This window comes from Streptomyces odonnellii, assembly GCF_000981895.1.
Taxonomy (GTDB): Bacteria; Actinomycetota; Actinomycetes; order Streptomycetales; family Streptomycetaceae; genus Streptomyces; species Streptomyces odonnellii.
In genome coordinates this window covers 1-12542 of record NZ_LATD01000443.1, presented here as the reverse complement: position 1 = coordinate 12542, position 12542 = coordinate 1, and the positions used below count along the sequence as shown (strand labels likewise).

Here is a 12542-nt window from a genome sequence, read left to right as displayed (position 1 = left end):
CTCAGTGACGGCCCCCGGTTTCTGCATCTCTGGCGGATCGAGGGCCGCTGGCTGGCGGTGGGGCTGGCGGGGGAGGACGGGGAACAGCCGCTGCGGCTGATAGCCGCGGTCACGGAGACGGACCCTCCGTGACCTGACCTGACCTGACCTGACCTGACCTGACCTGACCCGACGCGACCTGGCCTGACTCGACTGGAGGTGACGGGCCGTCAGCGCAGGCCGATTCGGCTCATCGGGCTGTCGTCATCGCGTCCCGCCCGCTCACACAGTCGTGTCGCTCCCGCTCACAGGATCGAACCGGGGGTGTAGCCCGCCGCTTCGGGGTGCTGCTTGACGATCGCCTCGATCCGGGAGACCACCGTCGCGATCTGGTCCTCGGCCGCACCGGTGAAGGACAGCTTGTCCGCCATCAGCGCGTCCAGCTCGGCCCGGCCGAGCGGAATGCGCTCGTCCGCCGCGAGCCGGTCGAGCAGTTCGTTGCGCTCCGCGCCCCGCTCGCGCATCGCCAGCGCCGACGCCACCGCGTGCTCCTTGATGACCTCGTGCGCGGCCTCGCGGCCCACCCCGGCCCGTACCGCGGCCATCAGGACCTTGGTCGTCGCCAGGAACGGCAGATAGCGGTCCAGTTCGCGCGCCACGACCGCCGGGAACGCGCCGAACTCGTCGAGGACCGTCAGGAAGGTCTCCAGCAGTCCGTCGAAGGCGAAGAACGCGTCGGGGAGGGCCACCCGGCGGACCACCGAGCAGGAGACATCGCCCTCGTTCCACTGGTCGCCCGCCAGCTCGCCGGTCATCGAGGCGTAGCCACGCAGGATCACCATCAGGCCGTTGACCCGCTCGCAGGACCGCGTGTTCATCTTGTGCGGCATCGCGGAGGAGCCGACCTGGCCGGGCTTGAAGCCCTCGGTGACCAGCTCGTGCCCGGCCATCAGCCGGATCGTCCTCGCCACCGAGGACGGCGCGGCGGCGAGCTGCACCAGCGCGGTCACCACCTCGTAGTCGAGCGAGCGCGGATAGACCTGGCCGACGGAGGTGAACCCCCGGGCGAAGCCGAGATGCGCCGCGATCCGCTGCTCCAGCTCCGCCAGTTTCGCGGTGTCGCCGCCCAGCAGGTCGAGCATGTCCTGTGCCGTGCCGACGGGGCCCTTGATCCCGCGCAGCGGATAGCGGGCGAGCAGCTCCTCCAACCGGCCGTACGCCACGAGCAGTTCGTCGGCGGCCGTGGCGAACCGCTTGCCGAGGGTGGTGGCCTGCGCGGCCACATTGTGCGAGCGGCCGGCCATGACCAGCTCGCCGTACTCGCCCGCGAGCTTCCCGAGCCGGGCCAGCACCGCGACCGTACGGTCCCGCGTCAGCTCAAGCGACAGCCGGATCTGGAGCTGCTCGACATTCTCCGTCAGATCGCGCGAGGTCATGCCCTTGTGCACCTGCTCATGGCCGGCGAGGGCGTTGAACTCCTCGATGCGCGCCTTCACATCGTGCCGGGTGACCTTCTCGCGCTCGGCGATGGAGGCCAGGTCGACCTGGTCGAGGACGCGCTCGTAGTCGGCGAGGGCCGCGTCGGGCACATCGATCCCGAGGTCCTTCTGCGCCCGCAGCACGGCGAGCCAGAGCCGGCGCTCCAGCCGTACCTTCTGCTCGGGGGACCACAGCACGGCCAGCTCCGCGGAGGCGTAGCGGCCGGCAAGGACATTGGGGATGCGAGGCTTCGCGGTTACGGCGGTCACGTGAGCCGATTCTACTGGCGGTTCACGCAGGTCGGCGCCGCGGCTGGTGCGACGGGTCGGGCCGGGCGCCCGTCCGGCCCCGAACCGCCGGACGGGTTCAGGGTCCGTCCGTGATTCCGGCGCGTCGTTTCCGGTCGAATCGAAAAGGCGCCCATGGGATTTCGGCGCTGAGCCGATACCCCACAGGCGCCCGGTCAATTGCCGCCGCCGGCGTCGGCGTCAGGCGGCGACTGAGCTGGCCCAGTCGTTATAGGCGCCGAGATTCGAGCTGTAGGAGTTCGGGCCGAGCGAGATCTGACCGCCCCTGCCCCCCTCGTCGGCGGCCAGCCAGGCGTTTGAATTCGACTGCCTGTTCCGCCACGACGAAGTCTGGTCGTTGAAGCCGTACTCGTTGAGGTTGTGCCACTGGTAGTCGTTGAAGATCAGTCGGCGTCCGCCGCCGTTCGTGTGCTCGTACAGACATGTCCAGCCGTCGGCGCAGGCCGGCAATGCCTTGGCGCCGGCGGCCCTGCCGCGCAGCAGCGGATCGGTGGCGCGGGAGTAGCCCAGCGCCTTGTCCGCCTCCGCGTGCGCCTTGAAGCAGCGCACCTCGGTCAGGGAGTGCACGACGCAACTGCGGGCGTCGCCCCAGCCGTCGTGCTTGAGGTTGACCTTCTTCTGTCCGTACGCGGCGACGGCGCCGTCCACCGCCGAGGCGGCCTTTCCGCCGCGGACCTGGACGTCCGCGGCCGATGCCGCCGGTACCGGACCGGCGAGCAGGGCGCCCACCCCCGTGAGTGCCGCGGCCACCAAGACGGAACTGTATTTCTTCACTGTTTCCCCCAGATCGGAAACTCAACGGACCAGTTGCCCCGTGGTCAGTCGGGGCATGGCATTCTTCTGGTCCCTCAATCCTGTCGACATGCTCCACTAAACGGCGCGGTGCAATGCCCGTCAATAGCCCGGCAAAATATTGGTCAGGAACAAGCCATTCCCGGATTCCCATTCGGGTTAGGGATCGGGAATTCCAGTTCGGAATTCGCCTGCGAGTTCGTTCTCATTCCCCGGAGGGAGTGAATATCCGCTCCTCGTAAGGCAGCAGCTCCGGGCGTTTGGGGGCTCTGCCGTCGCCGGAGGAGCGGCCGGTCACCCGGCGGGCGATCCACGGCCCCAGATGCTGCCGCGCGAACCGTAGGTCGCTCGCCCGCCGCGCCGGCCACCGTACGGGCTCGGCCGGCGGCAGCTCCGCGCGCCAGTCGTCCTCCGCCGGCAGCCCCAGCGTCTGCCAGACCGCCTCGGCGACCCGCCGATGGCCCTCCGCCGTCAGATGCAGCCGGTCGGTGTCCCACATCCGCTGATCGCCGAGCGCGGGCGCGCCGTACAGATCGACGACCAGGGCGCCGTGCCGTGCGGCCAGTTCGTCCACACACGCGAACAGCTCCTCCATGCGCGGCCGGAAACGCTCCATCACCGGACCGTTGCGCCCCGGGCTGCGCATCAGGACGAGCCGGCCGCACGACGGCGCCAGCTTCTCCACGGCTTCGGTGAGCAGCCCGCGTACCCGCCCCATGTCGCAGTTCGGCCGCAGCGTGTCGTTGAGACCGCCGACCAGCGTCACCACATCCGCGCCCATGGCCGCCGCGGTGTCCACCTGTTCGTCGAGGATCTGGCCGATGAGCTTGCCGCGTACGGCGAGATTCGCGTACCGGAAGCCGGGGGAGCGGGCGGCGAGACGGCCGGCGAGGACATCCGCCCAGCCGCGGTACGAGCCGTCGGGCAGGAGGTCGGACATGCCCTCGGTGAAGGAGTCACCGACCGCCACAAGGCTGGTGTAGTTGGCATTCATCTGCATGGCGGGCTGATCGTACCGTGCGGTACGTTCCCCCGAGCGGCGGCCCCGGACCCGGCTCCGGACCACCGGAGCACGCCCCGTCCGCGCCTCCGCTCAGGCGTGCCTGCCCACCAGTTGGCGCAGGACGTCCTCCATGGTCACCAGGCCCGCCAGCCGGCCGTCGGCGTCCAGGACCGCCGCGAGATGCGTACGGCCGCGCCGCATCGCGGTCAGGACGTCGTCCATCGGGGTCGACGCCCTGACCCGCGCGATCGCGCGCATCGCGGAGACCGGGAACGGCTCGTCGCGCGGAGCCGCGTCCAGCGCGTCCTTCACGTGGAGATAACCGAGGATCCGGCGGGTGGCGTCCACCACCGGGAAACGGGAGAAGCCGGACTCCGCCGCCAGCCGCTCCAGCTCCTCGGCGGTGACCCCGAGCCGTACGGACACCACCTGCTCCAGCGGCGTCACCACATCGCTGACCGGCCGCCGCCCCAGCTCCAGCGCGTCGTGCAGCCGCTCGGTGGCGCGGTCGTCGAGCAATCCGGCATGGCCCGCGTCCGTCACCAGCCGGGACAGCTCGTCGTCGGAGTACGTGGCCAGCACCTCGTCCCTGGTCTGCACCCGGAGCAGCTTCAGCAGACCGTTCGCGAAGGCGTTGACGGTGAAGATCACCGGGCGCAGCGCCCGCGCCAGCGCCACCAGCGGCGGGCCGAGCAGCAGGGCGGCCCGCGCCGGTTCGGCCAGCGCGACATTCTTGGGGACCATCTCGCCCAGCAGCATGTGCAGATAGGTCGCCAGGACCAGCGCGATCACGAACGAGATCGGATGCACCAGGCCGTGCGGCATCCCGACGGCGTTGAAGAACGGCTCCAGAAGGTGCGCGATGGCGGGTTCGGCGACGATGCCCAGCACCAGGGTGCACAGGGTGATGCCGAGCTGCGCCGCCGCGAGCAGCGCCGATACGTGCTCCAGTCCCCAGACGACCGCGCGCGCCCGCCGGTTGCCCGCCTCGGCCGCGGGCTCGATCTGGCTGCGCCGTACGGAGATCAGGGCGAACTCGGACCCGACGAAGAAGGCGTTGACGACCAGCGTCAGCAGACCGACGAAGAGCTGGACTGCGGTGATCATCCGGCCTTCCCCTCCTGATCCTGGTCCTCCCGGGTGTCCCCCTGCTCGCGTCGCTGTTCGTCCTCGGGCAGCCTGACCGGCGCGTGGAGCAGCAGCCGGGCCGCGCGGCGGCCGGTGGCGTCCACGACCTCCAGCAGCCAGCCGCCGAGGGCGAGCCGGTCGCCCACGATGGGGATACGGCCCAGCTCCGTGGCGACCAGCCCGGCGAGCGTCTCGTACGGCCCGTCGGGCATCCGCAGTCCGGCCGTCCGGAGCTGGTCGGCACGGGCCGCGCCGTCCGCCGACCAGAGCGCCCTGCCCTCCGCGTCCTGGCCCACCGGCGCTAGATCGGCGGCCTCCTGCGGATCGTGCTCGTCGCGTACCTCGCCGACGATCTCCTCCACGATGTCCTCCAGTGTCACGACCCCCGCGGTTCCTCCGTATTCGTCGATGACGACGGCCATGGCGACGCCGCCCGAGAACCGGTCGAGCAGCCGGTCGACGGTCAGCGTCTCCGGCACCAGCAGCGGTTCGCGTATCACATCGGCGACCGGCAGGCGGTGGCGCCGTTCGGCGGGGACGGCCAGGACGTCCCTGATGTGCGCGATGCCGACGACCGTGTCGAGACCGTCCCGGTAGACGGGGAAGCGCGAGAGACCGCTGGCGCGGGTGGCGTTGGCGACGTCCTCGGCGGTGGCCCGTACGTCGAGGGCCATCACCCGGACCCGGGGAGTCATCACGTTCTCCGCCGTGAGCGCGGCCAGGCTCAGGGTCTTCACGAACAGCTCGGCGGTGTCCTGCTCCAGCGCGCCCTCCCGCGCGGAGTGCCGCGCCAGTGCGACCAGCTCCTGCGGGCTGCGGGTGGAGGCCAGCTCCTCGGTGGGCTCCAGGCCGAGGCCGCGCACGATCCGGTTCGCGGTGTTGTTGAGATGGCGGATGAACGGGCTGAAGGCGGCGGAGAAGTACCGCTGCACGGGCCCCACCGTTCTGGCGACGGCCAGCGGCGACGAGATCGCCCAGTTCTTGGGGACCAGCTCGCCGACGACCATCACGAAGGCCGTCGACAGACCCGTACCGATGACCAGCGCCACCGAGGACGCGACCGACGGCGACAGGCCCACGGCCTCCGCGGGACCGCGGATCAGCTTCGCGATCGACGACTGGGCGAGCATGCCGATGACCAGATTGGTCACGGTGATCCCGAGCTGGGCGCCGGAGAGCTGGAAGGTCAGGGTCCGTACGGCCTTCAGCGCGCCCGCCGCGCCGCGCTCGCCGCGCTCGGCGGCCCGTTCGAGATCGCCGCGCTCGACGGTGGTGAGCGAGAACTCCGCCGCGACAAAGGCGCCGCAGAGCAGCGACAGCAGGATCGCCACCAGGAGCAGCAGCACTTCGGTCATCGGTTCACCTCGGTCCCATGGTCGATCAGCGGACGACGGACCGCGCGGTATCGCCGCCGAGGGGTGCTTCCAGCGGCCTCAGCCGTCCAGCCGCCTCACCCACCGGGTCCACTGCCCCTGAGGGGCGTAGCCCGCGGCCCGCCAGGCGTGGTGCGCCCGCTCGTTGCGGTCCAGCACCATCGCGTCGCCGCGTCGCCCGCCCAGCCGTACGAAGCGCTCCTCCGCCGCCGCGATCAGCGCCCGGCCGATCCCGTGGCGCCGCTGGTCCGGGTGCACGGCGAGCCGGTAGAGATGACAGCGCCAGCCGTCGAACCCCGCGATCACCGTTCCGACGACCGCCCCGCCGCGCTCCGCCAGCATCAGCGCCCCGGGGTCGTGTGCCACGAGCCGCTCGGTGCCGGCGCGGTCGTCCGTGATGCTGGTGCCCTCGGCGGCGGTCTTCCAAAAGGCGAGGACCGCGTCGAGATCCGCCGGTGCGGCGGCCCGTATCCGTACATCGTCCATGCGGGCATCCCACCACCGGCCGGGGCGCGCGGGCGAACGGTTTCCGGGGCCGGTACCCGCGTTTGTTCCCGGGCAGGTACCCGTACCTGTAGGGCGCGGTCGGTTTTGTACAGGTCAGCCGGTGCGTAGTTCCGCGATCACCGGGCGAAGGCCTCCATGCAGGGGTCCAGACCAGGGCGCGACCATGCCGAGATGGTCCGGCACCTGGATCACGTCGTAGCCCAGCTCCTCCGCCCGCGCGCACCGCCGGCGCCATGCCCCGCCGACCTCGGGCGTCATCATGTTCACACCGAAACGAAAGGGCCGCGTCATGGCGCCGAGCGTAGGGGCCGCGTGCCGGGGCCGGTACCCCGCCGTACCGGCCCCCCTTGCCCTGCTAGCACTCCTGCGCTAGCTTGGTCGGGTGGCAAAGACTCAGCTCAATGTACGGGTGGAGGACACCACCGCGGAGACCGCGCGGCGGCTGGCCTCCCAGCGCGGGATGAGCGTGAACCGGTATATCGAAGAGCTGGTCAAGCAGGACGAGGGCGAGGCCGGCCGTACGTTCGTCGAGTCCGCGGCCGACTTCATGAAGCAGTACGCGTCGGTCTTCACCGAGGAGTTCGGCGCGGGGCGTGAAGGCGCGCGTTGACCCTTCGGATCGAGCTTTCGTGGCTCCTCATGGTCGCGGAGCACAACACACCCGGTGACCCACAGGTCACCGACTGGGGAGCGCTGGTCGCCGCCGTCAGCCGCCACGAGGCTGAGATATTCGGCACCCCCGTCTACGCCGACGCGCCCGCCCGTGCCGCGGCCCTGCTGCAACTGCTGCTCCATGTGCCGGCCCTGGAGCGCTCGAACGCGCTGTTCGCGTCCGCCGTGGCCTACGCCTATCTCGTCGCCAGCGGACTGAAGGTCAGCACCTCGCCCGAGCAGGTACGCGATCTCGCCAAGCTGGTCAAGGACGGCACGGCCGATGTGCGCGCCATCGCCGACGAACTGCGCGCCTGGAGCGTCTGAGCCGCGGACCGGCCGGTCGACGGCCCGTGCTGTCAGCGAGGCCCGCCGCGGGCGGGCCCCCGGTCAGCGCTCAGAATCCCGCGGCGAACCGCCCCGCGTCCCAGTCACCGTCCAGCCGCGGTGCCAGCCACCCCGCCGCCCGCGCCCGGAACACACCGGGCTCCAGCGCCCCCGCGCCCTCCGGTACGGCGCCGAGCAGCGGGGCTCCCGCCGCCTCCGGCAGATCCGTCAGATTGCAGCGCTCCGCCAGCCCCGGGGCGGCGGGCCAGCTCCCCACCACCATTCCCGCGAGCGTCAGCGCCCTCGCCCGCAGCGCCTCGGCGGTGAGCGCGGTCATATTGAGCGTGCCGAGCCCGGCGGGGACCACCATCAGCACCGGAGCCCCCAGCAGCCCGGCCGCGTCCGCCAGTGTCCCGCCCGCCTCGTCGAACCGTACGAGCAGCCCGCCCGCGCCCTCGACCAGCACCAGATCGTGCTCCGCGGCCAGCTTCCCGGCCGCCTCCGCCACCTCCTCGGGGCTGACCGGCGCCATCCCGGCCCGGCGCGCCGCCGTCGCCGGGGCCAGCGGCTCCGGGAACCGCGCCAGCTCGGCCGCCGTCACCGGACCCGCCAGCCGTACGACCTCCGCCGCGTCACCGTGCCCGTCAGGGCCGACCCCGGTCTGCGCGGGTTTGAGGACCGCGACCGTACGTCCACGGGCGAGCGCCGCCGCCGCGACCGCTGCGGTGACCACCGTCTTGCCGATCTCCGTGCCGGTCCCGGTCACGATCAGTACGGGCATGGCTCAGCCCTCCCGCGCCGCCGCGGTCACCGCGCGGCAGATCCGTTCGACATCGTCGTCCCCCGTCACATACGGCGGCATCGTGTAGACGAGATCGCGGAACGGCCGCAGCCACACGCCCTCCCGCACCGCCGCCCGGGTCGCCGCTGCCATGTCCACCTCGTGGTCGAGCTGGACGACACCGATCGCGCCGAGCACCCGCACGTCCCGTACGCCCGGCAGGGCCGAGGCCCCCGCGAGCCCGTCGCGCAGACCCGTGCCGATCCGTTTGACCTCCTGCTCCCAGTCCTGGCCGAGCAGCAGCTCGACCGAGGCGAGGGCGACGGCGGCGGCCAGCGGATTGCCCATGAAGGTCGGCCCGTGGGCCAGTACGGGCACCTCGCCCCGCGAGATGCCGTCGGCCACCCGCGCGGTGCACAGCGTCGCCGCCATGGTGAGATAACCGCCGGTCAGGGCCTTGCCCAGACACATCACATCCGGGGAGACGGCCGCTTGATCCGCCGCGAAGAGCGTGCCCGTACGCCCGAATCCGGTCGCGATCTCGTCGAAGATCAGCAGCACCCCGTGCGTGTCGCAGGCCTCCCGCAGCACCCGCAGATAGCGCGGGGAGTGGAAACGCATGCCGCCCGCGCCCTGGACCACCGGCTCGACGACGACCGCCGCCAGTTCATCCGCGTGGCGGGCGATCAGGTCGCGCAGCCCGTCCGCGTAACTCTCCTCGTACTCGGCCGGCGGCGCGTCCGCGAAGATCTGCCGCGGCAGCACCCCCGACCACAGTCCGTGCATACCGCTCTCGGGGTCGCACACCGACATGGGCTGCCAGGTGTCGCCGTGGTAGCCGCCCCGCCAGGTCAGCAGCCGCTGCTTCTCCGGGCGTCCCAGCGAGCGCCAGTACTGGAGGCACATCTTCACCGCGACCTCGACCGCCACCGAGCCCGAGTCGGCCAGGAACACATGGCGCAGCGGCTCGGGAGTGATGTCGACCAGCAAGGACGCGAGCCGTACGGCGGGCTCATGGGTGAGCCCGCCGAACATCACATGGCTCATACGGTCGAGCTGTCCGCGCGCCGCCGCGTTGAGTTCCGGGTGGTTGTAGCCATGGACCGCCGACCACCAGGAGGCCATGCCGTCGACCAACTCGCGCTGTCCGTGGGCGGGTTGGGCGAGCCGCAGCCGTACCCCCGACGCGGACTCCACGACCAGCGGTTCCGTACGCCCCGGCATGGGGCCGTACGGATGCCAGACGTGGGCCCGGTCCAGGGCCAGCAGATCGGCGGTGGACAGATCAGGCATTGGGCGCCAGATCCGTCCCGGCACCCCTGCGGCGTACGGCGACCAGATCCGTACGCGAGGCGGACGCCGGGTCCGCACCGGACGCCGTGCCCGCCGCGACCGTACGGCCCTCCGGCCCCAGCGCGTCATCCGCGGCCGGAGCGGACTCGCCGCACGGCCCGCATCCGCCGCCCGCCCGGTGCTCCGGCAGCGTCGTGGTGTCCGCGCCCTCCACCTCGAAGCCCGCGTCCGCGATCATCTCCAGGTCCGCCCTGCCCTCCTGGCCCTCGCTGGTGAGGTAGTCGCCGAGGAAGATCGAGTTGACCAGATGCAGCGCGAGCGGCTGCATCGAACGCAGATGCACCTCACGCCCGCCCGCCAGCCTGACCTCCACATCCGGGCAGACGAACCGGGTCATCGCCAGAATCCGCAGGCACCGCTGCGGGGTGAGGTTCCACTCCTTGGCGAGCGGTGTCCCCTCGAACGGGATCAGGAAGTTGACCGGCACCGAGTCCGGGTCGAGCGCGCGCAGCGAGAACACCACGTCGACCAGGTCCGCGTCGCTCTCGCCCATCCCGGCGATCAGCCCGGAGCAGGCCGACAGCCCCGCCGACTGCGCCTGCCGCACGGTGTCCACCCGGTCGGCGTAGGTGTGGGTGGTGGTGATGTCGCCGTACGTCCCCTCGGACGTGTTGAGGTTGTGGTTGTACGCGTCGGCCCCCGCCGCGCGCAGCCGCTCCGCCTGACCCTCCGACAGCAGTCCCAGACAGGCGCAGACTTCGACGCCCTCGTTCTGCTCCTTGATCGCCTCGATGGTCTGCGACACCCGGTCCACATCACGGTCCGTCGGTCCGCGTCCGCTCGCCACCAGACAGACCCGCTTCGCGCCGCCCGCCACTCCGGCCGCCGCCGCCTTCGACGCCTCGTCGGGCTTCAGCCAGGTGTACTTGAGGATGTCCGCCGTCGAACCGAGCCGCTGCGAGCAGTACGAACAGTCCTCGGGGCAGAGACCGGACTTCAGGTTCACCAGATAGTTGAGCTTCACCCGCCGCCCGAACCACTGCCGCCGCACCTTCCCGGCCGCGGCCACCACCTCGAGCAGATCGTCGTCGGAGGTCGCCAGCACGGCGAGCGCTTCTTCGCGGGTCGGCAGCTCGCGCCGCAAGCCCTTCTCCACCAGCGTGTTCAGCAGGTCCATGGTGCCGATCCTGGCCTACGCGAGCACCTCGAAGCCAGGGAGGAACCCGACAACACGACCGGAACGAAGTGTGTGCATGGCCACATCCTGACCCGGTCCCCACACGGTTAAAGTCTGTGCGCACCCTACAAAAGGACCGTATCCATGGCGCAGGATCCGTTCGACTGGACCGACGACGAGGCGCGCCGCCGCGAGCGGGCGGGTCTCGTCCGTACGCTCAGGCCGCGCCCGGCCGGGTCGGACCTGCTGGATCTGGCGAGCAACGACTATCTGGGGCTGGCCCGCCATCCCGCGGTGACCGGCGCGGCGGCGGAGGCGGCGCGCCGCTGGGGTGCGGGGTCCACCGGTTCCCGGCTGGTCACCGGCAGCACGGAGCTGCACGCCGAACTGGAGCGTGAACTCGCCGCGTTCTGCGGCTTCGAGGCCGCGCTCGTCCTCTCCTCCGGCTACGCCGCCAATCTCGCCGCCCTCACCGCGCTCACCGCGCGCGGCTCCCTGCTCGTCTCCGACGCGGGCAACCACGCCTCGATCGTGGACGGCTGCCGGCTCTCGCGCGCCGAGACCGTGGTCGTACCGCACGCGGAGCCCGAGGCCGTGCGCAAGACCCTCGACGCGCATCCGGAGCGGCGCTCGCTGGTGGTCAGCGACGCGGTGTTCTCGGTGGACGGCGACGCCGCGCCGCTGGCGGAACTGGCCGAGCTGTGCCGGGACAGGGGAGCCGCGTTGCTCATCGACGACGCGCACGGCCTGGGAGTGCTCGGCGAGGGCGGCCGGGGCTCGGCGCACGCCGCGGGCATCGCGGGCGCGGCGGGAGTGGCCGTCACCCTGACGCTCTCCAAGTCCCTGGGCAGCCAGGGCGGCGCGGTCCTCGGTCCGGCCCGGGTCATCGAGCATCTCGTCAACGCCGCCCGGACGTTCATCTTCGACACCGGGCTCGCCCCGGCGGCCGTGGGCGGCGCGCTGGAGAGTCTGCGGCTGCTGCGCGCGGAGCCCGCCAGGGCGGACCGGGCGCGCGAAGTGTCCCGGACGCTGCACCGCCGGCTGACCGGGGCGGGGCTGAGCGCCGCGCCGCCGGACGCGGCGGTCGTATCCGTACGGGCGCCGTCCCCGGAGGCCGCACTGCGGTGGGCCGCCGACTGCCGTGCCGAGGGACTCGCCGTGGGCTGTTTCCGCCCGCCGTCGGTGCCGGACGGGATCTCCAGGATCCGGCTCACCGCGCGCGCCGATCTGACGGGGGAGCAGATCGGCGCGGCGGTACGGACGGTCGTGGCGACCGCTCCCGAGGGCGCGGCCCGCGTTCGGCCGGTCAATGCGTGAAGGTCTCCCCGCGCAGCGCGGAGACGAAGGACGTCCACGCGGCTGCCGTGAACGACAGATGGGGCCGGGTCACGTTCTTGGAGTCCCGTACGGCGAGGACGTCCGCGGCGGTACGGGCGGACTCCACGCAGTTGTTCGCCCCGGTGCTGTGCCTGCTGCGCCGCCAGACGGAGTCCGCGGCCAGGGGCGGCACCGGGGACGGCGGACAGACCGGAGAGGCCGTTGATGGGGTGGGGGATGTGCGGGGGGTGGAGGATGAGGATGAAGTCTGGACAGGGGGCTGTGCGAGGTAGGCGGCCATGATGCTCCCTACACGCCGTCACAGATCCCGGCGATGAGATCCAATGATTCTTCGGGCGGGAGGGAATGCGTCTGCATCGTACGGAACGCGGCGCAGGACGCCTCTAGGTCTTCTTCCCGTTCCAGA

At 71.6% G+C, this 12542-nt stretch carries 13 protein-coding genes and 1 pseudogene; 3 read left to right on the top strand and 11 right to left on the bottom strand.

Annotation, left to right across the window (positions count from 1 at the left end):
• Positions 1-284 precede the first annotated feature (284 nt).
• The 7 genes and pseudogenes from purB to WH07_RS38355 all read right to left on the bottom strand — a co-directional run.
• On the bottom strand, positions 285-1727 hold the full coding sequence (gene purB / locus WH07_RS32455; RefSeq protein ID WP_046508094.1) for an adenylosuccinate lyase: 1443 nt from the start codon (positions 1725-1727) through the stop codon (positions 285-287).
• Positions 1728-1946: 219 nt separating this feature from the next.
• Positions 1947-2516 carry a peptidase inhibitor family I36 protein gene (locus tag WH07_RS32450; protein ID WP_232789139.1) on the bottom strand — a complete coding sequence of 190 codons (570 nt, stop codon included), beginning with the start codon at positions 2514-2516 and terminating at the stop codon, positions 1947-1949.
• A gap of 247 nt (positions 2517-2763) precedes the next feature.
• Positions 2764-3558: an SGNH/GDSL hydrolase family protein gene (locus WH07_RS32445; protein WP_046508099.1), complete on the bottom strand. Its 795-nt coding sequence runs from the start codon at positions 3556-3558 to the stop codon at positions 2764-2766.
• Positions 3559-3651: 93 nt separating this feature from the next.
• Positions 3652-4665, bottom strand: a complete 1014-nt coding sequence (locus tag WH07_RS32440) for a hemolysin family protein (RefSeq protein WP_046508097.1) — start codon at positions 4663-4665, stop codon at positions 3652-3654.
• On the bottom strand, positions 4665-6044 hold the full coding sequence (locus WH07_RS32435) for a hemolysin family protein (protein ID WP_046508091.1): 1380 nt from the start codon (positions 6042-6044) through the stop codon (positions 4665-4667). The genes WH07_RS32440 and WH07_RS32435 overlap by 1 nt, the downstream gene beginning before the upstream one ends.
• Positions 6045-6122: 78 nt before the next feature.
• Positions 6123-6548 (bottom strand): GNAT family N-acetyltransferase, encoded by a 426-nt coding sequence (locus WH07_RS32430; RefSeq protein WP_046508089.1) that lies wholly within the window; start codon positions 6546-6548, stop codon positions 6123-6125.
• A 171-nt stretch (positions 6549-6719) separates the two neighbouring features.
• Positions 6720-6860: pseudogene (locus WH07_RS38355) on the bottom strand (LLM class F420-dependent oxidoreductase); the annotation flags it as partial.
• A gap of 91 nt (positions 6861-6951) precedes the next feature.
• Here WH07_RS38355 and WH07_RS32425 point away from each other — a divergent pair.
• Together WH07_RS32425 and WH07_RS32420 are read left to right on the top strand one after the other, a co-directional pair.
• A complete protein-coding gene (locus tag WH07_RS32425; RefSeq protein ID WP_079023740.1) occupies positions 6952-7179 on the top strand; it encodes an antitoxin in 228 nt (75 codons plus the stop codon).
• Positions 7176-7547, top strand: a complete 372-nt coding sequence (locus tag WH07_RS32420) for a hypothetical protein (protein WP_046508085.1) — start codon at positions 7176-7178, stop codon at positions 7545-7547. Before WH07_RS32425 ends, WH07_RS32420 begins: the two co-directional genes overlap by 4 nt.
• 70 nt (positions 7548-7617) lie before the next feature.
• On the opposite strand, the gene bioD is transcribed toward WH07_RS32420, so the two are convergent.
• The 3 genes from bioD to bioB are packed head-to-tail and all read right to left on the bottom strand — an operon-like array spanning position 7618 to position 10798.
• Complete coding sequence (gene bioD / locus WH07_RS32415; RefSeq protein WP_046508083.1) at positions 7618-8328, bottom strand: dethiobiotin synthase; 711 nt, start codon at positions 8326-8328, stop codon at positions 7618-7620.
• Between the two features lie 3 nt (positions 8329-8331).
• The gene (locus tag WH07_RS32410) at positions 8332-9621 is read right to left on the bottom strand and encodes an adenosylmethionine--8-amino-7-oxononanoate transaminase (protein ID WP_046508081.1); all 1290 of its coding nucleotides are present in this window, start codon (positions 9619-9621) and stop codon (positions 8332-8334) included.
• On the bottom strand, positions 9614-10798 hold the full coding sequence (bioB, locus tag WH07_RS32405; RefSeq protein ID WP_046508079.1) for a biotin synthase BioB: 1185 nt from the start codon (positions 10796-10798) through the stop codon (positions 9614-9616). Before bioB ends, WH07_RS32410 begins: the two co-directional genes overlap by 8 nt.
• Positions 10799-10942: 144 nt before the next feature.
• Between bioB and WH07_RS32400 the strand changes: the two genes are divergently transcribed.
• Positions 10943-12115 carry an 8-amino-7-oxononanoate synthase gene (locus tag WH07_RS32400; RefSeq protein ID WP_046508077.1) on the top strand — a complete coding sequence of 391 codons (1173 nt, stop codon included), beginning with the start codon at positions 10943-10945 and terminating at the stop codon, positions 12113-12115.
• Here WH07_RS32400 and WH07_RS38350 read toward each other — a convergent pair.
• Positions 12105-12308, bottom strand: a complete 204-nt coding sequence (locus WH07_RS38350) for a DUF397 domain-containing protein (protein WP_232789138.1) — start codon at positions 12306-12308, stop codon at positions 12105-12107. The two genes, WH07_RS32400 and WH07_RS38350, sit on opposite strands and share 11 nt — an antisense overlap.
• Positions 12309-12542: the final 234 nt, after the last annotated feature.

What these genes read in the sequence shown, in the direction of transcription:
- WH07_RS32445 (WP_046508099.1), bottom strand. Translation starts at nt 3,558, where the DNA reads ATGCAGATGAATGCCAACTACACCAGCCTTGTGGCGGTCGGTGACTCC.
- WH07_RS32435 (WP_046508091.1), bottom strand. Translation starts at nt 6,044, where the DNA reads ATGACCGAAGTGCTGCTGCTCCTGGTGGCGATCCTGCTGTCGCTGCTC.
- WH07_RS32430 (WP_046508089.1), bottom strand. Translation starts at nt 6,548, where the DNA reads ATGGACGATGTACGGATACGGGCCGCCGCACCGGCGGATCTCGACGCG.
- bioD (WP_046508083.1), bottom strand. Translation starts at nt 8,328, where the DNA reads ATGCCCGTACTGATCGTGACCGGGACCGGCACGGAGATCGGCAAGACG.
- WH07_RS32410 (WP_046508081.1), bottom strand. Translation starts at nt 9,621, where the DNA reads ATGCCTGATCTGTCCACCGCCGATCTGCTGGCCCTGGACCGGGCCCAC.
- bioB (WP_046508079.1), bottom strand. Translation starts at nt 10,798, where the DNA reads ATGGACCTGCTGAACACGCTGGTGGAGAAGGGCTTGCGGCGCGAGCTG.
- WH07_RS32400 (WP_046508077.1), top strand. Translation starts at nt 10,943, where the DNA reads ATGGCGCAGGATCCGTTCGACTGGACCGACGACGAGGCGCGCCGCCGC.